A 22,264-nucleotide genomic window follows, 5' to 3' on the forward strand; every position below is an offset into this window, starting at 1 on the left:
TTTCCAGCAATAATCTGTCCATTTTTTTTAAAATTAAGTGATGGATTTCGGAAGCACGGCTTTTTACAGCACTGGGACAAATCAGGCGAAACGTCTTGTACCTCTATATAGAGACATTGAAACAGAGACTGGATGCCATAAACCAGCTGCGCGTTGACCGCGCACTGGCTGCTATGGGACCTGCTTTCAGGCAGGTGTACAGTTTGCTGCCAATCTTATTACATCATCATCATCCGCAGCTGCCGGGCTACCTCGACGGTAACGTCCCCCATGGCATCAGCTTCTTTGCGCCTGATGAAACCCAGAAATCCTGGCTTAAACGTCTGGGCGGTGAAGTTCCGCCGGTTGACGGGCCGGGTGAAATGCCGATCACCGGCGTTTACTCAATGGGTAGCACTTCTTCTGTTGGTCAGAATATCACCTCCGATCTTGATATCTGGGTTTGCCATCAATCCTGGCTGGACAACGCCGAGCGCCTTTGCTTACAGAAGAAGTGCCATCTATTACAAAAATGGTGCCTGTCGCTGGGTGTCGAGGTCAGCTTTTTCCTGATCGACGAAAACCGTTTCCGCCACAATGAAAGCGGTAGCCTGGGCGGTGAGGACTGCGGTTCAACCCAACATATTTTGCTGCTTGACGAGTTCTACCGCACCGCGGTGCGCCTGGCCGGTAAGCGTATTCTGTGGAATATGGTGCCGGGCGAAGAAGAAGAGCACTACGACGACTATGTGATGTCACTCTATGCGCGTGGTGTACTGACGCCGAACGAGTGGCTTGACCTGGGCGGATTAGGCACGCTTTCCGCCGAAGAGTACTTTGGCGCCAGCCTCTGGCAGCTGTATAAAAGCATCGACTCCCCCTATAAAGCGGTATTGAAAACTCTGCTGCTGGAAGCGTACTCGTGGGAATATCCTAACAGCCGCTTGCTGGCAATGGACATCAAGCAGCGCCTGCATGACGGGGAAATCGTCTCTTTTGGCCTCGATCCCTACTGCATGATGCTGGAGCGCGTCACGCGCTACCTGATTAGCATTGACGATCACGCCCGCCTTGATTTAGTACGCCGATGTTTTTATTTGAAGGTATGTGAACGCCTGTCCGTCGAAGAGGAAAAATCGGGCTGGCGGCGTGAGATCCTCAGCCAGCTAGTCAAAGAGTGGGGCTGGGATGAAGCCCGCATTGCGATGCTCGATAGCCGGGCCGAATGGAAAATTGGCCGGGTACGCGAAGCCCATAACGAACTCCTTGATGCGATGATGCAAAGCTATCGTAACCTGATTCGCTTTGCTCGCCGTAATAATCTGAGCGTCAGCGCCAGTCCGCAGGATATCGGCGTTTTGACCCGCAAGCTGTATGCCGCGTTTGAAGCGCTGCCTGGTAAGGTGACGCTGCTTAACCCGCAGATTTCGCCCGACCTGTCTGAAACTAACCTGACCTTTATTCACGTGCCCGATGGCCGCGCTAATCGCGCAGGCTGGTATTTGTATAATCAGGCGCCGGATATGCAGTCGATAGTCAGCCATCAACCGCTGGAATATAACCGCTACCTTAATAAGCTGGTGGCATGGGCGTGGTTTAACGGCCTGCTGACTGAAAAAACCCGGCTGCATATTAAAGGCAACGGCGTATGCGATCTGGCTAAGCTTCAGGAGATGGTCGCCGACGTTTCGCGCCACTTCCCGCTGCGCCTGCCTGCGCCAACGCCGCGTGCGCTCTACAGCCCTTGTGAAATCCGCCATATGGCGATTATCGTTAATTTTGAGCACGACCCCACCGCGGCCTTCCGCAACCAGGTGGTGCATTTTGATTTCCGCAAGCTGGATGTCTTTAGCTTTGGCCAGCAGCAACAGTGCCTGATCGGCAGTATCGATCTGTTATATCGCAACTCATGGAACGAAGTGCGTACGCTGCATTTCAACGGCGAGCAGTCGATGATCGAGGCATTAAAAACCATTCTTGGTAAAATGCACCAGGACGCCTCGCCGCCGGATAACGTTGAGGTTTTCTGCTACAGCCAGCATCTGCGCGGATTGATTCGGACCCGCGTACAGCAGCTGGTTTCTGAATGCATTGAGCTGCGGCTTTCCAGTACGCGCCAGGAGCCAGGCCGTTTCAAAGCGGTTCGCGTGGCGGGCCAAACCTGGGGGCTGTTCTTTGAACGCATGAGCGTGTCGGTGCAGAAGCTGGAAAATGCCGTTGAGTTTTACGGCGCCATCTCCAATAACAAACTGCACGGCCTGTCGATTAAAGTAGAGGCAAACCATACGCCGCTGCCGACGGTGGTGAACGGCTATGCCAGTGAAGGGATTATTCAGTTCTTTTTCGAAGAAACCACCAACGATCGCGGTTTTAATATCTATATTCTTGATGAGACCAATCGCGTTGAGGTTTATCACCATTGCGAAGGCAGCAAAGAGGAGCTGGTGCGCGACGTTAGCCGCTTTTATTCGTCTTCACACGACCGGTTCACCTTCGGCTCCAGCTTTATCAATTTTAACCTGCCGCAGTTCTATCAGATAACCCAGGTCGACGGGCGGGCGCAGGTTATTCCCTTCAGAAGCCAGACGCTGACGCAGCTATGTGCCGTCGATCTGGCAAATAGCAACCTGGAGCAGGGCTCGCAGGCTGCGCGCTATCAGATACATTAAAAGGAAGTGGCGGGCCACTTCCTTCATGCACTGGCGCTTAGCGTAATTTCAGGGTATCGCCGGCCTGCTCGCTGCACGCCTGCGACAGCATCTGCCAGAACTCTCCGCCGCTGCGGTTGCAAATCCAGCGATCGCCTTGTAGATCATAATGATAGCCACCCGCTTTGGTCGCTAGCCACACCTGATGCAGCGGTTCCTGCTTGTTAATGATAATTTTGCTGCCGTTGGCGAAGCTTAGCGTCATCACCCCGGCGTGAATTTGATAGTCGATGTCGGCATCACCCTGATAGCTATCTAACTGTTCCTCAACCGAAAGCATCAGGTCATCGGCGCGCTGGTGAAACTCGCTGTCATTCATTTTCTGTGTCCGCCCAATTTTTTCCTCAGTATATCGCGCAGTAGCGCTTTGCCCAAGCGTGCTGGCCTGCGCTGTGATGGATTACCGCAGCGGCAGATTGCCTTTAACTATTGCTTTTCAACGTTCACCTGCGATGATAGATAACCAGTATGGATTAACCACGAGCAAAACCTGCATGAAGACGATAATTTGCCGGGCGGCAATGGCGGCAGCGCTGCTTAGCCTGGTGGGCTGTGGATTGAAAGGCCCGCTCTATTTCCCGCCGGAAAAACAGCCAGCGCAGCCTCAGCCGCAAGCGGAACAAAAACCAGCGCAGCAGCATAATGCCACCACCACGACTCGCAGTGGGGCGGGGGTCCAGACCAGCCAGTAATACGGTCACGGACCGACGGAGCAGAACATGCAGTTTTCGAAAATGCACGGCCTTGGCAATGATTTTATGGTCGTTGATGCCGTTACTCAGAACGTTTATTTTTCGCCGGAGCTGATTCGTCGTCTGGCCGATCGCCATTGCGGGGTCGGTTTTGATCAATTACTGATCGTCGAACCCCCTTACGATCCTGAGCTGGACTTTCATTACCGCATATTTAATGCTGACGGCAGTGAAGTCGCCCAGTGCGGTAACGGCGCGCGCTGTTTTGCCCGTTTCGTTCGCCTGAAGGGGCTGACCAATAAAAGCGATATTCGCGTTAGTACCCAGACCGGTCGCATGGTGCTGAGCGTCACGGAAAACGAGCTGGTAAAGGTTAATATGGGGGAACCTAACTTTGAACCGCAGCAGATACCGTTTCGCGCCAACAAAGCGGAAAGCCTTTATTTGATGCGGGCTCTGGAGCAAACGGTGATGGCGGGTGCCGTTTCCATGGGTAATCCCCATTGCGTTATTCAGGTTGATAGCGTGAAAACGGCGCAAGTTGAAACCCTTGGGCCGGTTCTGGAGAGCCACGAGCGGTTTCCGGAACGGGTTAACGTCGGCTTTATGGAAGTGGTGAACCGCGAATTTATCCGGCTGCGGGTATACGAACGCGGCGCGGGTGAGACCCAGGCCTGCGGCAGTGGAGCCTGTGCGGCCGTAGCGGTGGGTATCCAGCAGACGCTGCTGGCGGAAAAAGTACGTGTCGATTTGCCTGGCGGTACGCTGCATATCGCCTGGAAAGGGCCCGGCCATCCGTTATATATGACCGGGCCAGCCACTCACGTTTATGACGGATTTATTCATCTATGAAAAACCCCGGAGAACAGACGGCCAGCGAACTTCAGCCTGACGACCAGGCTGTGAGCGACTATCTGCTACGCAACCCGGATTTCTTTATTCGCAATGCACGTCAGACTGAGCAGATGAGGGTGCCTCATCCGGTGCGGGGCACGGTATCGCTGGTTGAATGGCAGTTGAGCCGCCAGCGCAAGCATATTGCCGAGCTGGAGGAAGAGATCACTTTGCTGATGGAACAGGCCCATGCCAACCAGCAGCTGTTTGATCGTCTCCTGTCGCTGCAAGGGCGTCTGGCTTCCGCTCCCAGCCTGCAGGAAATGCTTAACCGGCTGCACCGCTGGGCGCGGGAACTGGGACTGGCGGGAGCGAATGTCCGCCTGTTCAGCGATCGCTGGCGGATAGGCGCACCGTCGGATTTCACTCAGCTGGCGCTGTCGCCCCAGGCCTTTGAGCCAGTGCGTATTCAGCGCTTTGGCAAGCAGCCGCACTATCTGGGCAGCCTTAATGGCCCGGAACTGCTGCAGCTGCTGCCGCAGGCCAAAGCTATCGGCTCGGTGGCGATGTCTCTGATGGGCGATCGCGGTGAACTGGGCGTGCTGATTTTTAGCAGCCGTGACGCGCAGCATTACCAGACCGGCATGGGAACGGTGCTGTTGCAGCACCTGAGCGCCATGATGCCAGATTTGCTGCAGCGCTGGGTTGAGCGTGCATGAACAGCGATTCGCCGCTGTTGCCCGCCGTTGAGGGATTTCTGCGCTACCTTAAGGTTGAGCGTCAGCTTAGCCCTCTGACGCAGAAAAACTACCGGCGCCAGCTGCTGACGGTCATCGCCATTGCTGCAGAGATGGGCGTTGCAAAATGGGTGGATCTTGATGCCGCTCGCGTGCGCGCGCTGGCCGCGCGCAGCCGGCGCGATGGCTTACAGGCCTCCAGCCTGGCATTGCGTCTTTCAGCGCTGCGCAGCTTCCTCGACTGGTTAGTGCGGCAGGGCGAACTAAAAGCGAATCCGGCGAAAAGCGTTTCGACACCGAAAACGGCGCGCCATCTACCGAAGAATATGGATGTTGATGAGGTTAATCAGCTACTGAATATCGATCTTAACGATCCGCTTTCAGTGCGTGACCGGACGATGCTGGAGGTGATGTACGGCGCGGGATTGCGTCTCTCCGAGCTGGTGGGTCTTGACACCCGCCACCTCGACCTCGACAGCGGTGAAGTCTGGGTTATGGGTAAAGGCAGCAAAGAGCGCCGCCTGCCCGTTGGCGCCACGGCCGTAAGCTGGCTGCAGCGCTGGCTGGAAATGCGCGAGCTGCTGGAGCCGGAAGATAACGCGCTGTTTATATCAAAAAACGGCGGACGCCTTTCCGCGCGCAGCGTACAGAAGCGCTTTGCGCAATGGGGCGTCAGGCAGCAAGTTAGCAGTCATATTCATCCCCACAAACTACGCCACTCATTTGCTACCCATATGCTGGAATCGAGCGGAGATTTGCGCGCCGTTCAGGAGCTGCTGGGGCATGCAAATCTTACCACCACCCAGATATACACTCACTTAGACTTTCAACACCTGGCATCGGTGTATGATGCTGCCCATCCGAGGGCAAAACGAGGGAAATCCTGATGCACTTCTATCGCCCACTGCGTCCCGTAGCCGCTATCACTTTCGACCTTGACGATACGCTGTACGACAATGGGCCGGTGATCCGCAAAACCACGGCGGAATCACACGCTGCGCTGCAGGCCTGGCATCCAAATATGCAGGATTTCAGCGTTGCGGCTTATCAGGAGATACGTGACCAGCTGCTGACGGAGGAGCCGGAGATCTACCACGACGTGACCGAATGGCGTCGGCGCGCGGTGGCGCGTGCAATGGAGACGATGGGCTTGACGCCGGCGCAGGCGCAGTCCGGGGCGGCGGAAGTGATGTCAGTATTTGCCCGCTGGCGCAGCGAAGTTCAGGTGCCGGCGGAAACCCATACCACGCTGGCGGCCCTGTCGCAGCGCTTTCCTCTGGTGGCGATCACCAACGGCAACGCCGAGCCTGCGCGCTTTGGCCTTGAATCATATTTCCAGTTTGTACTGCGTGCCGGCCCGGATGGGCGGGCTAAACCTTATGAAGATATGTACCGCATTGCGGCGCAGCGTCTCGGGCTGGAAGCGCAGCAGATCCTGCACGTTGGCGACGATCTGACCACTGACGTTGCGGGCGCGGTGCGCTTTGGCATGCAGGCCTGCTGGATCAATCTGCGCGACGGCAATCTGATGAAGATCGCCGATTCACGCCTGCTTCCCACGCTGGAAATCACCCAGTTGGCATCGCTGACTGCGTTGATATAATTCAGGCCACATCACGTAATTGACGTGACACGAGCGCGCTTGCGGGATAAAGTTTAGTGGATAAATATCCAGTAATGCAGCTGGCGCTGCACAACTCTGATGGTGCTTATGGACGTTTCTGACCTGCTCAACAGCCTTAACGATAAACAACGTGAAGCCGTCGCGGCGCCGCGCGGCAATATGCTGGTACTGGCCGGAGCAGGCAGTGGTAAGACCCGCGTGCTGGTGCATCGTATTGCCTGGCTGCTGGGCGTGGAGAATTGCTCACCTTATTCGGTTATGGCGGTGACGTTCACCAATAAAGCCGCGGCGGAGATGCGCCATCGTATCGAACAGCTGATCGGCACCAGCCAGGGCGGGATGTGGATCGGCACCTTCCACGGCCTTGCGCATCGTCTTCTGCGCGCCCACCATCTTGATGCCCGGCTGCCGCAGGATTTTCAGATCCTGGACAGTGAAGACCAGTTGCGCTTATTAAAGCGCCTGATTAAGGCGATGAATCTTGATGAGAAACAGTGGCCGGCACGTCAGGCGATGTGGTACATCAACGGTAAGAAAGACGAAGGCCTGCGTCCAAACCATATTGAATCCTACGGCAATCCGATCGAGCAAACCTGGCTGCGCATCTACCAGGCGTATCAGGAGGCGTGCGATCGCGCCGGGCTGGTGGATTTTGCCGAGCTGCTGCTGCGCGCCCACGAGCTATGGCTGACAAAGCCCCATATTCTTAACCATTACCGTGAACGCTTTACCAACGTGTTGGTGGATGAATTTCAGGATACCAACAGTATTCAGTACGCCTGGATTCGGCTGCTGGCTGGCGATAGCGGTAAAGTCACTATCGTTGGCGATGATGACCAGTCAATTTATGGCTGGCGCGGCGCACAGGTGGAAAATATTCAGCGCTTTCTCAGCGATTTCCCCGGCGCGCAAACTATTCGTCTTGAGCAAAACTATCGCTCAACCAGCAATATCCTTACCGCCGCTAACGCGCTGATTGCCAATAATAATGGTCGGCTTGGTAAGGAGCTGTGGACCGACGGCAGCGATGGCGAGCCAATATCCCTTTACTGTGCCTTTAACGAATTGGATGAAGCTCGCTTTGTAGTGAATCGCATCAAGGTGTGGATGGAAAACGGCGGCGCGCTCAGCGACTGCGCCATTCTTTATCGCAGCAACGCCCAGTCGCGCGTGCTGGAAGAGGCGCTGCTGCAGACCAGCATGCCTTACCGTATCTATGGCGGCATGCGCTTCTTCGAGCGTCAGGAAATTAAAGACGCGCTGGCGTATCTGCGCCTGATTTCTAACCGTAATGACGACGCGGCTTTCGAACGCGTGGTCAACACGCCGACGCGAGGTATCGGCGATCGCACGCTGGATGTTGTGCGTCAGACTTCGCGCGATCGCGGCGTGACGCTGTGGCAGGCTACTCGCGCTTTACTGCAAGAGAAAGCGCTGGCCGGTCGTGCCGCATCGGCGCTGCAGCGCTTTACCGAGCTGGTGGACGCGCTGGCCCATGACACCGCAGAGCTGCCGCTGTACGTACAAACCGATCGGGTGATTAAAGACTCCGGGCTGTGGTTGATGTATGAAGAGGAAAAGGGCGAAAAGGGCCAGGCGCGCATCGAAAACTTAGAAGAACTGGTCAACGCCACGCGCCAGTTCAGCTATCAGGATGAAGATCAGGATCTGATGCCGCTGCAGGCGTTTCTCTCTCATGCCGCACTTGAGGCGGGGGAAGGCCAGGCTGACAAATGGCAGGACTCCGTGCAATTGATGACCATGCATGCAGCCAAAGGGCTGGAGTTTCAGCAGGTATTTATCGTCGGTATGGAAGAGGGAATGTTCCCCAGCCAGATGTCGCTGGAAGAGGGCGGGCGTCTGGAAGAGGAGCGCCGCCTTGCCTACGTCGGCGTTACCCGCGCGATGCAGAAGCTCACGCTTACCTACGCGGAAACCCGTCGCCTGTATGGCAAAGAGGTTTATCATCGTCCCTCGCGGTTTATCGGCGAGCTGCCGGAAACCTGCGTTGAAGAGGTACGCCTGCGCGCCAGCGTCAGCCGTCCGGTCAGCCACCAGCGCATGGGAACGCCAGTAGCGAAAAATGACAGTGGCTTTGCGCTCGGTCAGCGGGTGCGCCACGCCAAGTTCGGCGAGGGCACCATTATCAACCTGGAAGGCAGCGGCGATCACAGCCGATTACAGGTGGCATTCCAGGGGCAGGGCATTAAATGGCTGGTCGCCGCCTACGCCCGGCTGGAAACGATGTGAGCAGCGTCAGGCGTTCGGTTGTTGGCTGAATTGCTCGCCGACGCCGGCGCTACGGTACCAGGCCATCACCTGGCCGCATTCCGCCTCGCCTTCGCGTGGGGCCCATTGCTGGCAATGCTCTTCGCTTAGCGCCAGGTAAGGCCCCTGTTTTACTTCAAAAATAACGCCGCCGTTATCCAGTGAAAGCACTGCGTGCCAGGCCCCGGCGGGAATTTCAATCAGCGTTGTCTCTTCGCCGAGTAGCGTGCGTTGCAAAACGCTGCCAGCGTCATTAAACAGTAGCACCACGAAGCGTCCTGTAAGCGGCGTAAGCACTTCCCAGGTTTGCAGATGACGATGCGGGCGGATGTAGGTTCCCGGCTCCATGGCGATAGCCAGTCGTTGTACCGGATCGCTCAGCTCGGCATGCAGGTTGAGATTGCTGCGCAAACGCGCGGCGCCGGCGGCCTGCTGGCTCAGCGTGGCTAAATCATTAGGGGTAATCTGTTTCATGTCTGGTTCCCTGGTATAATCATCGTCAGAAAGAGCGTTAACATAGCAGAATTTTGCCAGCGGCGGATCGCTGCGCACGGAGTAAACGCCAGCCCGCGTCCGGCCTGAATGGGATATGCTAAACTGTAAAAAGTTCGGGAATACGGCAGGTTAATGAATAATCAGCCTTTCTCCGCCGCCGCGGTTGACGATGATTTCATCCCGGCGTAACATGCGCGCACCATTATCCTGAGAGGACAATTGCCTTGGACACACCCAGTAGATGCTGGCTCAACCACCTGGCCAACAGGTGCAACTTCTAAGGCTATCCCTCTGCGCTGATAGCCTTAGTGGTTGTTGGCGACCACATATCCGTCGCTCTGAGTCAGTACCGCAAGCTGACCGAAACGTAAGTTTCCACCGTGTTCAAGCGTAATGTCCCGTCTGTGACCATGAGCTGGGAGTACTGCTATGCTGAGCGCTTTTAAACTGGATGACAACCGTCTGACGCGCCTGGAACTTGATGAACAGCCAGGCGATCTGCAACTTTCTCTCTGGGTCGATTTGATTGAACCTCAGGAAGACGAACGAAATCTGGTGCAAAGCCAGCTGGGTCAGAGCCTGGCAACCCGTATTGAACTGGAAGACATTGAGGCCTCCGCCCGCTTCTTTGAAGATGAAGACGGTCTGCACATCCACTCCTTTTTCTTTTATGAAGATGCCGAAGACCACGCGGGCAACAGCACCGTGGCGTTTACCCTGCGCGAAGGGCGACTGTACACCCTGCGCGAGCGCGAGCTGCCGGCCTTCCGCCTTTACCGCATGCGCGCGCGCGGCCAGACGCTGATTGACGGCAATGCTTTTGAGCTGCTGCTGGATCTGTTTGAAACCAAAATTGAACAGCTGGCAGATGAAATAGAGAGCATTTACACCTCGCTGGAGAAACTCAGTCGGGTGCTGATGGAAGGCCATCAGGGCGATGAGTTTGATGAAGCGCTGGCCCGCCTTGCCGGACTGGAAGATATTGGCTGGAAAGTACGCCTCTGCCTGATGGATACCCAGCGCGCGCTTAACTTTCTGATACGTAAGGCGCGATTGCCGACCAATCAGCTGGAACAAGCGCGTGAAGTGCTGCGCGATATCGAATCGCTGCTGCCGCACAATGAATCACTGTTCCAGAAGGTAAACTTCCTGATGCAGGCGGCGATGGGGTTCATCAGCATTGAACAGAACCGCATCATTAAAATCTTCTCGGTGGTCTCGGTGGTTTTCCTGCCGCCAACCTTAGTCGCATCCAGCTATGGGATGAACTTCGACTTTATGCCGGAGCTGCACTGGAGCTTTGGCTACCCCGGCGCCATCTCGCTGATGATCCTGGCCGGTCTGGCTCCCTATCTGTATTTTAAACGGCGCAACTGGCTGTAAGGCGTTACGCGCTGCTTATACCGCCGCCGGGACTTAACCTGCTTATCATTTAATAAAACCAGCGGCCGTCTGGCCGCTGGTTTATTGCTGATATATCGGTACTTAAATGCGGGTGTCAGGCGGTTTTCTGCGCCGCATTACGCCGCATTGCCAGCAGGGCATCAAAGATAAACAGTGCCAGAGCGCCCCAGATAAAGGCGAAGGTTACGGCTTTGTCCCGGCTTAGCGTCTCACCATAAAACATCACCGCCAGCAGAAACATTAGCGTCGGGCCGAGGTACTGAAAAAAGCCGACGGTGGATAGACGCAAGCGGGCGCAGGCGGCGGTAAACAGGAGCAGGGGGATAGTGGTCACAATGCCAGCCGCGATGAGCAGCAGATTCAGCGACAGCGTATTGTTAGCCAGGTGGCTGGTTGGGCTGTCGGCGATACAGAACAGATAAATCGCGGAGGGGATCAGCAGCCAGCTGGTTTCCAGCAGCATTCCCGTCTGGGCATCGACCGCCAGTTTTTTTCTGATTAAACCGTAGCAGGAGAAGCTTAGCGCGAGGCCGAGGGAGATCCAGGGGACGGAACCAAACCTCCACAGCTGAATAAACACACCGCAGGCCGCCAGCGCCACGGCAAGCCATTGTAAACGCCGGAAGCGCTCTCCCAAAAACAGCATCCCCATTAGCACGTTGACCAGTGGGTTGATAAAGTAGCCGAGGCTGGATTCAAGCATATGGTGGTTGTTCACTGCCCAGATAAATAGCAGCCAGTTGCCGCCGATGGTGACGGCGGTTACTGCCAGCAGCAGCACTTTACGCGGATGACGCAGGGTGGCGCGGACGTTAGGCCAGCTGCGGCTGATGCTCAGCAGGATCAGCATAAAGAAAAACGACCAGATAACCCGGTGCGTCATAATTTCATCGGGAGCGACCTGCTGAATGGTTTTAAAATAAGCTGGAGCGATACCCCAGATAAAATAGGCGCCGAGAGCAAACAGAATGCCCTGACGCGTTTGTTGAGTGTCCATGAGAAAAGCTCTTTTAAATCAGTCCTGAAGTCTAACCATAGTTGGCGTTTTCAAACAATAGTTAAACGGATAATACGCATCAATTGCCCGGCCTGGTGGTGCTGGCAGGTTAGCCAACCATGTAAGTCGCGGTTGCGCTGGCGATGTGCACGCCGGCGTCGTTGTGAAGCTCCACCCGTGCGACCGATATTTTATTTCCGGCGCGCAGCAGGCTGCTGCTGGCGGTGAAATGCTCGCCGCGTCCGGGACGCAGATAGTCGACGCGCAGGTCGATGGTGCCCATGCGCGCCAGGCGCTGTTTTAACTCATTTTCTTCGATATGTTCGTGGCGGGTCAGTGCCGCAGTGACGCAAACCAGCCCGGCAGCAACGTCAAGTACCGCAGCAATGGCGCCGCCGTGTAAAATTTTTTGCGCAACGTTGCCGACCAGCATCTGCTGATTAGTGATTTGCAGTTCGGCGAAATGAGATTCGAGGCGCAGTAACTTCATGCCAAGCGCCTGATTAAAGGGCATGTGATAAACAAATATATCGCCAATCAGCTGGCGGGCTTGCTGAGAACTGAGCAGATTGCCTGACATTGCAGCCTTTCCTTGCAGGATTAAATGTAATCAGTATGTTAATGACTAAAGCATTTTAAGCTTGTGATGGCGTGCTTTCCACTTTCAGAAATCAGCGCTGATGAAACGTGCAGTTTCTGTGTAGAATAGCCTGCCTTTTTACGGCCCTTATTTATTATTTTTGCGCTCATCATATTACTCTGGAGAGATCTATGCGGATGTTCAAAGGATTGCTGATGGCAGCCCTCCTGCTGCCCGTAATAGCCAATGCCGAAGAAGCAACGCTCAAAGACGTGCATGATAAACCGGCAGTGAAGGGGAGTATCATCGCTAACTTGCTGGAAAAGCACGATAATCCATTTTTGCTTTACCCTTACGAAAGCAACTACGTGCTTTATACCTACTCCAGTAATATGAATAAAGAAGCGATAAGCTCTTATAACTGGTCGGATAAAGCGAAAAACGATGAAGTTAAGTTCCAGCTAAGTCTGGCGTTTCCGCTGTGGCGCGGCATTCTTGGCGATAATTCGGTGCTGGCAGCGTCATATACTCAGCGCTCATGGTGGCAATTCTCTAACCGCAGCGCCTCTTCACCGTTCAGAGAAACCGACTATGAGCCGCAAATTTTTCTCGGCTGGGCCACCGATTATAGCTTTGCCGGGTGGACGCTACGCGATGTTGAAGTCGGGCTTAACCATCAGTCCAACGGGCGTTCAGAGCCTACTTCACGCAGCTGGAACCGGGTTTATGCGCGTTTGATGGCGCAAAACGGTAACTGGCTGGCGGAAGTGAAGCCCTGGTACCGTATTCCGGAAAGTGAAAATAACGACGATAACCGGGATATCACCAAATACATGGGGTATTATCGCCTGAAGCTGGGTTATCAGTGGGGCGAAAGTATTTTCAGCGTTCAGGGTAACTACAACTGGAACAGCGGCTATGGTGGTGCGGAGCTGGGCTGGAGCTATCCTGTCAGCGAGCATGTTCGTTTCTATACCCAGCTGTTCAGCGGCTACGGTGAATCACTTATCGATTATAATCATCGCCAGACGCGCGTTGGCGTTGGCGTGATGCTAAACGATCTGTTTTAATTGTCAGGCGGGCGTTCCGACGCTCGCCTGTTAGGTTTTATACACGTCATATTGGGGAGCATGTGTCTACGGCTGCCGTTCTAAGTCAGGAAATGCTGGCACAACAGGTATTACGCGATACCTTCGGCTATCAGCATTTTCGTCCAGGTCAGGAAACGATCATTCAGGCGGCGCTGAGCGGCCGCGATTGCCTGGTCGTTATGCCAACTGGCGGAGGAAAATCTCTCTGCTATCAGATACCGGCGCTAGTGCGCGATGGGTTGACGCTGGTGGTATCGCCGCTTATCTCTCTGATGAAAGATCAGGTCGATCAGCTGCTGGCTAACGGCGTGGCAGCCGCCTGCCTTAACTCCACGCAGAGCCGCGAGCAGCAGCAGGACGTTATGTCTGGCTGCCGCAGCGGACAGATAAAGCTACTGTATATCGCCCCTGAACGACTGATGATGGATAACTTTGTTGACCATCTCTCTCACTGGAACCCCGGCATGCTGGCGGTTGATGAGGCCCATTGCATTTCACAATGGGGACATGACTTCCGCCCTGAATACGGCGCACTTGGCCAGCTGCGCCAGCACTTCCCGGCGCTGCCGGTGATGGCGCTGACCGCTACCGCCGATGAAACCACGCGCCAGGATATCGCTCGCCTGCTGAAGCTGCAGGATCCGCTGATTCAGATCAGCAGCTTCGACCGACCGAACATTCGCTATACGCTGGTGGAGAAGTTTAAACCTACCGATCAGCTGATGCGTTATGTACAGGAACAGCGCGGCAAGTGCGGCATCATCTATTGCAACAGTCGGGCGAAGGTGGAGGACACCGCCGCACGCCTGCAAAGCCGCGGGCTAAGCGTCGGCGCTTATCATGCCGGGCTGGATAACGATCACCGTGCCAGGGTGCAGGAAGCATTCCAGCGCGATAATTTGCAAATCGTTGTAGCCACGGTGGCATTTGGCATGGGAATTAATAAGCCAAACGTACGTTTCGTGGTGCACTTCGATATTCCGCGCAATATTGAGTCTTATTATCAGGAAACCGGCCGTGCCGGACGCGATGGTCTGCCTGCCGAAGCGCTGCTGTTTTACGATCCTGCCGATATGGCCTGGCTGCGTCGCTGCCTCGAAGAGAAAGCGCCCGGTCCGCTGCTGGACATTGAGCGTCACAAGCTGAATGCCATGGGGGCTTTCGCCGAAGCGCAAACCTGCCGACGACTGGTCTTGTTAAACTATTTCGGTGAAAATCGACAAAAATCCTGTGAAAACTGCGATATCTGCCTCGATCCGCCTCGGCGCTACGATGGCTTAGTTGAAGCGCAAAAAGCCCTGTCGACTATCTATCGCGTCGGGCAGCGTTTTGGTCTTGGCTATGTGGTCGAGGTCTTGCGTGGGGCCAATAATCAGCGGATTCGCGACCTTCAGCATGACAAACTGCCGGTTTATGGTATCGGGCGCGAATGTAGCCAGGAGCACTGGACCAGCGTGATCCGCCAGCTGATTCATCTGGGGCTGGTAATGCAAAACATTACTCAGCATTCAGCGTTACAGCTGACCGAGGCCGCCCGTCCGGTGCTGCGAGGCGAATCCCCGCTGCTGCTGGCGGTGCCGCGAATTAGCAGTGTTCGCCCACGCAGTAGCCAGGCGCGCAGCTATGGCGGCAGCTACGATCGCAAGCTGTTTGCCAAGCTACGCAAACTGCGTAAGGCCATCGCTGATGAAGAGAATATTCCGCCTTACGTGGTCTTTAATGATGCGACGCTGATTGAAATGTCTGAACAGATGCCGCTCACCGCCTCCGAGATGCTCAGCGTCAATGGCGTCGGGCAGCGCAAGCTGGAGCGCTTTGGCAAGCCATTTATGATTATGATCCGCGAGCACGTGGATGGTGATGAATAAAAGCGCCGTCGCCGCTTGCCATTTTTTGCTGGCAGGCACAAAGTGAATGACTTGTTAGCAGAACAACCGGAAATAACGCCATGCTTACCCTGTTTTTAACCGTTGCTACCGTCCATTTATTTGCGCTGATGAGCCCCGGCCCGGACTTTTTCTTTGTGTCGCAGACTGCCGCCAGTCGTTCGCGCAAAGAAGCCATGCTGGGGGTGCTGGGCATTACGCTTGGCGTGTTGGTATGGGCGGCAGTGGCACTATTGGGGCTAAACCTCGTGCTGCAACGTATGGCATGGCTGCATCAGATAATCATGGTCGCCGGCGGTCTTTATTTACTGTGGATGGGTTGGCAACTGCTGTGCGCGGCGCGCCAGCAGCATAAACAGGGCGTTCAGCAAAGTACCGCGCCGGTAGTTAAGCCCCAGGGCCGCAGCTTTCTCAAAGGGTTGCTGACTAACCTCTCTAATCCCAAAGCGGTAATCTATTTTGGTAGCGTGTTTTCTCTGTTCGTCGGCAACGATGTCGGCGCCAGCGCGCGCTGGGGGTTGTTTGCGCTGATTGGCTGTGAAACCTTTGCCTGGTTTACCCTGGTGGCGCTAATTTTTGCTCTGCCAAAAATGCGCCAGGGCTATCAGCGCATCGCTAAATGGATTGACGGATTTGCCGGTGCCCTGTTCGCCGGCTTTGGTATTCATCTTATCCTGTCCCGTTGATTGCGGCACCCGCCCCGTCTCAGCGGGCGGATTTCTGGCGTTGGCTCAGACGATGCGCCTGGCCGATGCCAGCAGCAGGCCGACGGCCATAAATAAACTGCCGAAAATTCGATTCAGTAACCGCATCTGATGTGGCCCCTTAATCCAGCGCGCAATGCGGCTCGCAAGGATCGCATAACCAATCATGACGACGATATCAATGCCAATGGTCGTGATGCCTAATACCAGGTACTGCAGCGACTGCGGCCTGTCAGGCTGGATAAATTGTGGAAAAAGCGCGGCCAGAAACACAATGCTTTTCGGATTGGTGACGTTCACCAGAAAGGCGCGTTTAAACAGTTTGCGGCGCGGCAGCGAGCGGGATACCGCCGTCAGGTCGATTGCCCCTGCCGTTCGCCACTGCTTTATTCCCAGCCAGAAAAGGTAGGCGGCACCTGCCCATTTCAGCACTTCGAAGGCCAGCAGCGATTGTGAAAAAATTGCCCCGAGGCCGATACCCACCAGTGCGATCAGCAGCATCAGTCCGGTTTGCAGGCCGGCGATAGCGATCCATGCCCCACGGTAGCCGTGGCTGATACCGGTACTCATGGTTGTAATGGCGCCGGAACCCGGTGAAAGGCTGAGGATGGTTGTTGTTAAAAGGTAAGCCAGCCACCACTGGAGGGTCATGGTAAAGTTCCCGGTATGTGCCAAATTGTGACACAATACGCCATTGTTGAACGGCATGCTACGGACTCTGGTGAGTTGTTCAATCGGGGGAACAGTTGAGGATGTGCCTTCCAATGACCAATCATAAGCAAGCCTGGCAGGCGCGTGAAAAAGCGTTTGCGGCCTTTGTGACCGGACCGCTGCTGGATTTCTGGCAGCGTCGTGAAGAGAAGTATTTCAGTGGCGTTGGCGGAGTGCCAATTCACTACGTTCGCTTCATCTGTGAGCAACATAAGCGGGTTATTCTGCTTTGTCCTGGCCGCAATGAAACTTACGTCAAATATCCGGAGCTGGCTTACGATCTGTTTCACTGCGGATATGACGTGGTCATCATCGATCATCGCGGACAGGGGCGCTCAGGCCGGATGCTGGACGATACGCAGCGCGGCCACGTCGAGTCTTTTTCCGATTATGTCGATGATCTGGAATCGCTCTGGCAACTGGAGATTGCCAGCCCGCGCTACCAGCGGCGTTTTACCCTGGCGCACTCGATGGGCGGCGCCATTACCACTTTGCTGATGGTGCGGCGTCCGGATGCGTTTGACGCTGCGGCGCTGAGCGCGCCGATGTTCGGCATTTTTTTACCGCTGCCGCGCTGGTTAGCTATCCGTATCCTGGCCTGGGCGGAAAAACATCCGCTGCTTAGCCAGACCTATGCGCTGGGAACCGGACGTTGGCGGCCGCGGCCGTTTGGCCTGAATGATTTGACTCACAGCCGCGAGCGCTATCGCCGTAGTTTGCGCTTCTATTCCGACGACCCTGAGCTACGCATCGGTGGTCCGACCCATCACTGGGTTCGTGAGGGAATCCAGGCGGGAGAAGAGGTGCTGCGCAATGTCTCAGCGCTGAAAACCCCGCTGCTGCTGCTGCAAGCCGAGGATGACAAAGTCGTTGATAACCAGGCGCAGGATCGGTTTTGTCAGTTACTGAGCGAGATGGGTAATCCCTGTGCTGGCGGCTCGCCGCTGATTATTCGCGGTGCGCGCCATGAGATTTTGTTTGAAAGTGATGTGATGCGCGCTGAAGTGCTGAATGCCGTCACCACTTTTTTTGACCAGTTCGATTAATAATTTCCAGACCTTGTGACGGCGGTCTGAGAAGGAGAAACCAGAGGAATGATGTATCCGATAGTCGCATCTGATTTAGATGGTACTTTGCTGACCCCCGACCACCGTTTAGCCCCTTTTGCCCGTGAAACGCTGCAGCTGCTGGTGCAAAAAGGTGTTCACTTTATTTTCGCCACTGGCCGGCATTACGTTGACGTTGGGCAAATGCGCGACAGCCTTGGTATTAACGCTTATATGATTACCTCTAACGGTGCCAGGGTACATAATACTGATGGTGAGCTGATATTCAGCCATAACCTTGCAGAAGATATTGCCGATGAGCTGTTTGCCATGCAGTACCATCATCCGCAGGTGTTTACCAACGTATATCGCGATGAAATGTGGTTTTTAAACCGCGAACGCCCTGAAGAAGAAGACTTTTTCCGCGAGTCCAATTTTAATTACCAGGTCTATCAGCCAGGCGAGCTGCCCACCGACGGCATCAGCAAAGTCTTTTTCACCTGCAGCGATCCCAGTCAGCTGGAGCCCGTTGAGCAGGCGCTGTTGGCGCGCTGGGGCGACCGGATCAATATCAGTTTTTCTCTGCCAACCTGTCTGGAGGTTATGGCGGGCGGCGTTTCGAAAGGTCACGCGCTGGACGCGGTCGCCAAACGATTGGGTTATTCGCTGAAAGAGTGCATCACCTTTGGCGATGGAATGAATGATGTGGAAATGCTGTCGATGTCAGGCAAAGGCTGCATCATGCAAAACGGCGCGCCAAAGCTGAAAGCCCGACTGCCGGAGCTGGAAATTATTGGTAGCAATGCCGATGAAGCGGTGCCGCACTATCTGCGCAAGATGTTTGCCGTGTAATAACCAGCCCTGCCCGTTGCCGGCCAGGGCTGGTTTGAGGTTATGGCTGGCGCTGTAAAAATGAGACGGCTTTATCCGGGAAGTCGGTAAACAAGCCTTCTACTTTGGCCTGATTGTAAAGCGCATCGTAGACGTCGTTCACGTTGCCGGCCCAGTCAGGTAGCTGATCGGCCCGTACGGTATAGGGGTGAACCTGTAGCTTGCTGTCGTGGGCCGCCTGCGCCATCGACGTCAATTGCAGGTGGCCGGGTTTGCTATGGCTGGCATCAACCAGCATGTGGTAATCAGGGCCGATGCCATCGACATATTGTGCCAGCTTCGCCATCGCTCCTGGCTGGAACATCCAGTCATAGCTGTAGTTCACCCATTTACCGTTTTTCAGCTCCTGGGTTTCATCCCAATTGGTATAAGCGATCAGCTGTACCAGCTTTAGGTTGATTCCCAGTTCAGGCTCCAGCCGGGTTTTAATGCGCTTAAGCTCATTGTAATCAAAGCATTGCAGCCAGACGTTATCCTGCTTGCCGCGATAGCCGTACTTGCTTAGCGTTTTCAGCACCAGAGCGGAGATGTCTTTTCCCTCTTTGCGATGAAACCAGGGCGCTTTAATTTCCACATACAGGCCCATATTTTTGCCGGTTGAGTGGTTCAGTCCCTGCACAAATTCGATCTCGTCTTCGAAGGTGTGAACATGAAAGTCGGATTTCTCCATGGGAAAGCGCCCGGCAAAAGTTTGCACTTTTTTGCCATTTTTAACCTTGAAGCCTTCGGTGAATTTCAGGCTCTTAATCTCGGCCAGCGTGAAATCAATGGCATAAAAGCGGCCATCTTTACGCGCTCGGCCGGGAAAACGCTCGGCGACGTTGGTCACGCGGTCGAGATAGTGATCGTGCAGGACCACCAGCCGATCGTCTTTGGTCATCACCAGGTCTTGTTCAAGGTAGTCGGCACCCTGAGCGTAGGCCATCGCCTTGGCCGCCAGGGTATGTTCGGGCAGATAGCCGCTGGCGCCGCGATGAGCAATGACAATTTTACCGTTGGTTTCTGCGCCGGCAGCAAAGGTCGCTGCCAGCAGAGTAAGGGTAATCAGAGGTTTAATCATGCAGTTCTCCCGGGCTTACTCAAGCCTGATTCAGTTCGCGCTTGTGTTTGCTTTCGTTGAGCATGGTGATAAACAGAAGTACCACTGCCAGCACGCCACCAGCAATCATGACCATAAAGCCGCCATCCCAGCCGAAATAATCGACGGTATAGCCGACGATAGCGCTGGCTGCAACTGAACCACCGAGATAGCCGAACAGACCGGTAAAGCCTGCGGCCGTCCCCGCCGCTTTCTTCGGCGCCAGCTCAAGGGCATGTAAGCCAATCAGCATCACCGGGCCGTAAATCAAAAAGCCAATAATGATCATGCAGGCCATATCCACGCCGGGATTACCCGCCGGATTAAGCCAGTAGATTACGGTGGCGATAGTAACCAGCGCCATAAACAGCACGCCCGTTGCGCCACGGTTACCTTTGAATACCTTATCTGACATCCATCCGCACAGCAGGGTGCCGGGGATCCCCGCATATTCATAAAAGAAGTAGGCCCAGGATGAGGTATCTAAGGTGAAATGCTTCACTTCTTTCAGGTAAGTTGGCGACCAGTCAAGAATGCCGTAGCGCAGCAAATAGACGAAAACGTTAGCCAGAGCGATGTACCACAGTAGCTTATTGGGCAAAACGTACTGCATGAAGATTTGTTTGGTGGTGAATTCCTGCTCATGCTTTTCGTCATAATCCACCGGGTAGTCGTTTTTGTATTCCTCAATCGGCGGCAGGCCGCAGGATTGCGGGGTATCGCGCATTAAGGCAAAAGCGATCAGGGCAATCAGGATCGCACCAAAAGCGGGCATGTAGAGCGCGGCTTTCCAGTCGTTAAACCAGGCCATGCCAAGCAGGAACAGTAGCGGTGGAATGCCGCCGCCAACGTTGTGGGCGCAGTTCCAGATGGAAACAATGCCGCCGCGTTCCTTTTGTGACCACCAGTGGACCATGGTACGCCCACAAGGGGGCCATCCCATCCCCTGAAACCAGCCGCAGAGGAATAGCAGGACAAACATCACTGCAATGCTGGAGGTCGCCCAGGGCACAAAACCCATGAACAGCATTACCGCGGCCGCCATTATCAGCCCGGCGGGGAGAAAGATGCGCGGATTTGAGCGGTCGGACACCGACCCCATAATGAATTTAGAAAATCCGTAGGCGATGGAGATACCCGACAGCGCAAGGCCCAGGTCGCCACGGGAAAAACCTTGTTCAACCAGATAAGGCATTGCCAGGGCGAAGTTTTTACGTACCAGGTAATAGGCTGCGTAGCCGAAAAAAATGCCGATGAAGATTTGCCAGCGCAGGCGGCGATAAAGAGGGTCTACGCGATCCGCTGCGACGCGCGGCCGGTGTGCGGCGGGTTTGAATATGCTGAGCATTCGGGGGCCTCCAATGGCATGTATTGTTTCTTGCGATGCTTTCCTGTTACCAGGATGGTTGGAATGTTACAGTTTTATGAACATAAAACTACAGCGCCCGGCAGGTTTGTGATAATTCGCGCATTTAATAATGTTTTTATGTGATGATGATCACTAATTAATTTTCGTTTTAGCGCGAAATGTTCGTTTTATGGATTTATATGCTCCAATAAGCGTTATTTTTTTGTGGATTATTAGTAGCCAGATGTAAACAAAATATCGACGCGAAATAATTAAGCATCAGTTAAAGTAAGCGTCCGTGATGATGTAAGGTCGTTTGCCGTGGCGCTGCTTATTGTTACTACCGTGTTGTGGGCTTTTTCATTCAGTCTGATAGGGGAATATCTGGCTGGTCAGGTTGATAGCTGGTTTTCGGTGTTCTTCCGGCTGGCGCTGGCCGCACTGGTTTTTCTGCCGTTTCTGCGCTGGCGTGGCTATCGTGCCTCTACGTTGATGTTGTATATGGCCGTCGGCGCGCTGCAGCTGGGGATTATGTATCTCATCAGTTTCCAGGCCTACCTCTACCTGAGCGTCACCGAATTTTTGCTGTTTACGGTTATGACGCCGCTGTACGTGACGCTGATTTACGATCTGCTGAGCGGCAGGGGAGTGCGGCCTGGCTACGTTTTCAGCGCGCTGCTGGCGGTGGTGGGCGCGGCGATTATTCGCTATGACAAAGTCAGCGATCACTTCTGGTTCGGGCTGCTGCTGGTACAGCTGGCAAATATTATTTTCGCTATCGGCATGGTGGGCTATAAGCGCTTGCAGGAAGTACGTCCAATGCCGCAGCATACCGCCTTTTCATGGTTCTACGTTGGCGCCGTGCTGGTAGCGGCCCTGGCCTTTGCCCTGTGGGGTAATCCTCACAAGCTGCCGACCACCGATTTTCAGTGGGGCATTTTAATCTGGCTGGGCGTTGCCGCTTCCGGCTTAGGTTATTTCATGTGGAACTACGGTGCGACTCAGGTCGATGCCGGTACGCTGGGTATCATGAATAATATGCACGTACCCGCCGGGCTGCTGGTCAATCTGGCTATCTGGCAGCAGCAGCCACACTGGCCCAGCTTTTTGCTCGGTGCGGCGGTAATCTTTGCCTCCCTGTGGGCGCATAAACGCTGGATAGTCGCCGGCGGCGAAAGAACATAATCAGTG

22 protein-coding genes are annotated in these 22,264 nt (G+C 54.8%); 15 read left to right on the forward strand and 7 right to left on the reverse strand.

Features of this window, described 5'->3' with window-relative positions; translation table 11 throughout:
• Nucleotides 1-95 precede the first annotated feature (95 nt).
• Complete coding sequence (locus BTJ39_RS18055; protein ID WP_078004078.1) at nt 96-2,648, forward strand: class I adenylate cyclase; 2,553 nt, start codon at nt 96-98, stop codon at nt 2,646-2,648.
• A gap of 37 nt (nt 2,649-2,685) precedes the next feature.
• Here BTJ39_RS18055 and cyaY read toward each other — a convergent pair whose 3' ends face one another.
• Nucleotides 2,686-3,006 (reverse strand): iron donor protein CyaY, encoded by a 321-nt coding sequence (gene cyaY, locus BTJ39_RS18060; protein WP_078004079.1) that lies wholly within the window; start codon nt 3,004-3,006, stop codon nt 2,686-2,688.
• Nucleotides 3,007-3,181: 175 nt separating this feature from the next.
• Between cyaY and lptM the strand changes: the two genes are divergently transcribed.
• The 6 genes from lptM (at nt 3,182) to uvrD (ending at nt 8,824) form a co-directional block, all read left to right on the forward strand.
• Nucleotides 3,182-3,379 carry an LPS translocon maturation chaperone LptM gene (lptM, locus tag BTJ39_RS18065; RefSeq protein WP_078004120.1) on the forward strand — a complete coding sequence of 66 codons (198 nt, stop codon included), beginning with the start codon at nt 3,182-3,184 and terminating at the stop codon, nt 3,377-3,379.
• Between the two features lie 27 nt (nt 3,380-3,406).
• Nucleotides 3,407-4,231, forward strand: a complete 825-nt coding sequence (dapF, locus tag BTJ39_RS18070) for a diaminopimelate epimerase (RefSeq protein WP_078004080.1) — start codon at nt 3,407-3,409, stop codon at nt 4,229-4,231.
• On the forward strand, nt 4,228-4,932 hold the full coding sequence (locus tag BTJ39_RS18075) for a DUF484 domain-containing protein (protein ID WP_078004081.1): 705 nt from the start codon (nt 4,228-4,230) through the stop codon (nt 4,930-4,932). The genes dapF and BTJ39_RS18075 overlap by 4 nt, the downstream gene beginning before the upstream one ends.
• Nucleotides 4,929-5,837: a tyrosine recombinase XerC gene (gene xerC / locus BTJ39_RS18080; RefSeq protein WP_078004082.1), complete on the forward strand. Its 909-nt coding sequence runs from the start codon at nt 4,929-4,931 to the stop codon at nt 5,835-5,837. Before BTJ39_RS18075 ends, xerC begins: the two co-directional genes overlap by 4 nt.
• Complete coding sequence (gene yigB, locus BTJ39_RS18085) at nt 5,837-6,553, forward strand: 5-amino-6-(5-phospho-D-ribitylamino)uracil phosphatase YigB (RefSeq protein WP_078004083.1); 717 nt, start codon at nt 5,837-5,839, stop codon at nt 6,551-6,553. The genes xerC and yigB overlap by 1 nt, the downstream gene beginning before the upstream one ends.
• Nucleotides 6,554-6,661: 108 nt before the next feature.
• Entirely contained in the window at nt 6,662-8,824 is a 2,163-nt protein-coding gene (gene uvrD / locus BTJ39_RS18090; RefSeq protein WP_078004121.1) for a DNA helicase II, read from the forward strand.
• 6 nt (nt 8,825-8,830) lie between these two features.
• Here uvrD and BTJ39_RS18095 read toward each other — a convergent pair whose 3' ends face one another.
• The gene (locus BTJ39_RS18095; RefSeq protein ID WP_078004122.1) at nt 8,831-9,316 is read right to left on the reverse strand and encodes a WbuC family cupin fold metalloprotein; all 486 of its coding nucleotides are present in this window, start codon (nt 9,314-9,316) and stop codon (nt 8,831-8,833) included.
• A gap of 245 nt (nt 9,317-9,561) precedes the next feature.
• Here BTJ39_RS18095 and ysgD point away from each other — a divergent pair, with 245 nt between their 5' ends.
• Nucleotides 9,562-9,618: a YsgD/CorL family protein gene (ysgD, locus tag BTJ39_RS25450; protein WP_422386050.1), complete on the forward strand. Its 57-nt coding sequence runs from the start codon at nt 9,562-9,564 to the stop codon at nt 9,616-9,618.
• A gap of 148 nt (nt 9,619-9,766) precedes the next feature.
• On the forward strand, nt 9,767-10,720 hold the full coding sequence (gene corA / locus BTJ39_RS18100) for a magnesium/cobalt transporter CorA (protein WP_078004084.1): 954 nt from the start codon (nt 9,767-9,769) through the stop codon (nt 10,718-10,720).
• A gap of 115 nt (nt 10,721-10,835) precedes the next feature.
• Here corA and rarD read toward each other — a convergent pair whose 3' ends face one another.
• Nucleotides 10,836-11,738, reverse strand: a complete 903-nt coding sequence (rarD, locus tag BTJ39_RS18105; RefSeq protein ID WP_078004085.1) for an EamA family transporter RarD — start codon at nt 11,736-11,738, stop codon at nt 10,836-10,838.
• Nucleotides 11,739-11,847: 109 nt separating this feature from the next.
• Complete coding sequence (locus BTJ39_RS18110) at nt 11,848-12,318, reverse strand: thioesterase family protein (RefSeq protein ID WP_078004086.1); 471 nt, start codon at nt 12,316-12,318, stop codon at nt 11,848-11,850.
• A 191-nt stretch (nt 12,319-12,509) separates the two neighbouring features.
• On the opposite strand from BTJ39_RS18110, the gene pldA reads away from it, so the two are divergent.
• From pldA to rhtC, 3 genes are all read left to right on the forward strand, one after another.
• The gene (gene pldA / locus BTJ39_RS18115) at nt 12,510-13,388 is read left to right on the forward strand and encodes a phospholipase A (RefSeq protein ID WP_078004087.1); all 879 of its coding nucleotides are present in this window, start codon (nt 12,510-12,512) and stop codon (nt 13,386-13,388) included.
• A gap of 62 nt (nt 13,389-13,450) precedes the next feature.
• A complete protein-coding gene (recQ, locus tag BTJ39_RS18120; protein ID WP_078004088.1) occupies nt 13,451-15,277 on the forward strand; it encodes an ATP-dependent DNA helicase RecQ in 1,827 nt (608 codons plus the stop codon).
• A gap of 80 nt (nt 15,278-15,357) precedes the next feature.
• The gene (gene rhtC, locus BTJ39_RS18125) at nt 15,358-15,981 is read left to right on the forward strand and encodes a threonine export protein RhtC (RefSeq protein WP_078004089.1); all 624 of its coding nucleotides are present in this window, start codon (nt 15,358-15,360) and stop codon (nt 15,979-15,981) included.
• A gap of 45 nt (nt 15,982-16,026) precedes the next feature.
• Here the strand turns inward: rhtC and rhtB are convergent, their stop codons facing one another.
• On the reverse strand, nt 16,027-16,650 hold the full coding sequence (rhtB, locus tag BTJ39_RS18130; protein ID WP_078004090.1) for a homoserine/homoserine lactone efflux protein: 624 nt from the start codon (nt 16,648-16,650) through the stop codon (nt 16,027-16,029).
• Between the two features lie 113 nt (nt 16,651-16,763).
• On the opposite strand from rhtB, the gene pldB reads away from it, so the two are divergent.
• Both pldB and yigL read left to right on the forward strand, forming a co-directional pair.
• Entirely contained in the window at nt 16,764-17,756 is a 993-nt protein-coding gene (gene pldB, locus BTJ39_RS18135) for a lysophospholipase L2 (protein WP_078004091.1), read from the forward strand.
• 51 nt (nt 17,757-17,807) lie between these two features.
• Nucleotides 17,808-18,608 carry a sugar/pyridoxal phosphate phosphatase YigL gene (yigL, locus tag BTJ39_RS18140; protein WP_078004123.1) on the forward strand — a complete coding sequence of 267 codons (801 nt, stop codon included), beginning with the start codon at nt 17,808-17,810 and terminating at the stop codon, nt 18,606-18,608.
• Between the two features lie 40 nt (nt 18,609-18,648).
• Here the strand turns inward: yigL and glpQ are convergent, their stop codons facing one another.
• Both glpQ and glpT read right to left on the reverse strand, forming a co-directional pair.
• The gene (gene glpQ / locus BTJ39_RS18145) at nt 18,649-19,707 is read right to left on the reverse strand and encodes a glycerophosphodiester phosphodiesterase (RefSeq protein WP_078004092.1); all 1,059 of its coding nucleotides are present in this window, start codon (nt 19,705-19,707) and stop codon (nt 18,649-18,651) included.
• Between the two features lie 19 nt (nt 19,708-19,726).
• Nucleotides 19,727-21,073, reverse strand: coding sequence for a glycerol-3-phosphate transporter (gene glpT / locus BTJ39_RS18150; protein ID WP_078004093.1), 1,347 nt, complete (start codon nt 21,071-21,073; stop codon nt 19,727-19,729).
• Between the two features lie 321 nt (nt 21,074-21,394).
• Here glpT and BTJ39_RS18155 point away from each other — a divergent pair, with 321 nt between their 5' ends.
• The gene (locus BTJ39_RS18155; protein WP_078004094.1) at nt 21,395-22,258 is read left to right on the forward strand and encodes a carboxylate/amino acid/amine transporter; all 864 of its coding nucleotides are present in this window, start codon (nt 21,395-21,397) and stop codon (nt 22,256-22,258) included.
• Nucleotides 22,259-22,264: the final 6 nt, after the last annotated feature.

The sequence above is a fragment of the Izhakiella australiensis genome (assembly GCF_002006995.1).
In the GTDB taxonomy this organism is placed as follows: domain Bacteria; phylum Pseudomonadota; class Gammaproteobacteria; order Enterobacterales; family Enterobacteriaceae; genus Izhakiella; species Izhakiella australiensis.

Bases quoted from the DNA above. Each gene is read 5' to 3' on its own strand.
- yigB (WP_078004083.1), top strand. From the start codon at position 5,837: ATGCACTTCTATCGCCCACTGCGTCCCGTAGCCGCTATCACTTTCGAC.
- yigL (WP_078004123.1), top strand. From the start codon at position 17,808: ATGTATCCGATAGTCGCATCTGATTTAGATGGTACTTTGCTGACCCCC.
- uvrD (WP_078004121.1), top strand. From the start codon at position 6,662: ATGGACGTTTCTGACCTGCTCAACAGCCTTAACGATAAACAACGTGAA.
- pldA (WP_078004087.1), top strand. From the start codon at position 12,510: ATGCGGATGTTCAAAGGATTGCTGATGGCAGCCCTCCTGCTGCCCGTA.
- BTJ39_RS18110 (WP_078004086.1), bottom strand. From the start codon at position 12,318: ATGTCAGGCAATCTGCTCAGTTCTCAGCAAGCCCGCCAGCTGATTGGC.
- corA (WP_078004084.1), top strand. From the start codon at position 9,767: ATGCTGAGCGCTTTTAAACTGGATGACAACCGTCTGACGCGCCTGGAA.
- dapF (WP_078004080.1), top strand. From the start codon at position 3,407: ATGCAGTTTTCGAAAATGCACGGCCTTGGCAATGATTTTATGGTCGTT.
- BTJ39_RS18075 (WP_078004081.1), top strand. From the start codon at position 4,228: ATGAAAAACCCCGGAGAACAGACGGCCAGCGAACTTCAGCCTGACGAC.
- cyaY (WP_078004079.1), bottom strand. From the start codon at position 3,006: ATGAATGACAGCGAGTTTCACCAGCGCGCCGATGACCTGATGCTTTCG.
- BTJ39_RS18095 (WP_078004122.1), bottom strand. From the start codon at position 9,316: ATGAAACAGATTACCCCTAATGATTTAGCCACGCTGAGCCAGCAGGCC.
- glpQ (WP_078004092.1), bottom strand. From the start codon at position 19,707: ATGATTAAACCTCTGATTACCCTTACTCTGCTGGCAGCGACCTTTGCT.
- lptM (WP_078004120.1), top strand. From the start codon at position 3,182: ATGAAGACGATAATTTGCCGGGCGGCAATGGCGGCAGCGCTGCTTAGC.
- glpT (WP_078004093.1), bottom strand. From the start codon at position 21,073: ATGCTCAGCATATTCAAACCCGCCGCACACCGGCCGCGCGTCGCAGCG.
- xerC (WP_078004082.1), top strand. From the start codon at position 4,929: ATGAACAGCGATTCGCCGCTGTTGCCCGCCGTTGAGGGATTTCTGCGC.
- rhtB (WP_078004090.1), bottom strand. From the start codon at position 16,650: ATGACCCTCCAGTGGTGGCTGGCTTACCTTTTAACAACAACCATCCTC.
- rhtC (WP_078004089.1), top strand. From the start codon at position 15,358: ATGCTTACCCTGTTTTTAACCGTTGCTACCGTCCATTTATTTGCGCTG.
- pldB (WP_078004091.1), top strand. From the start codon at position 16,764: ATGACCAATCATAAGCAAGCCTGGCAGGCGCGTGAAAAAGCGTTTGCG.
- rarD (WP_078004085.1), bottom strand. From the start codon at position 11,738: ATGGACACTCAACAAACGCGTCAGGGCATTCTGTTTGCTCTCGGCGCC.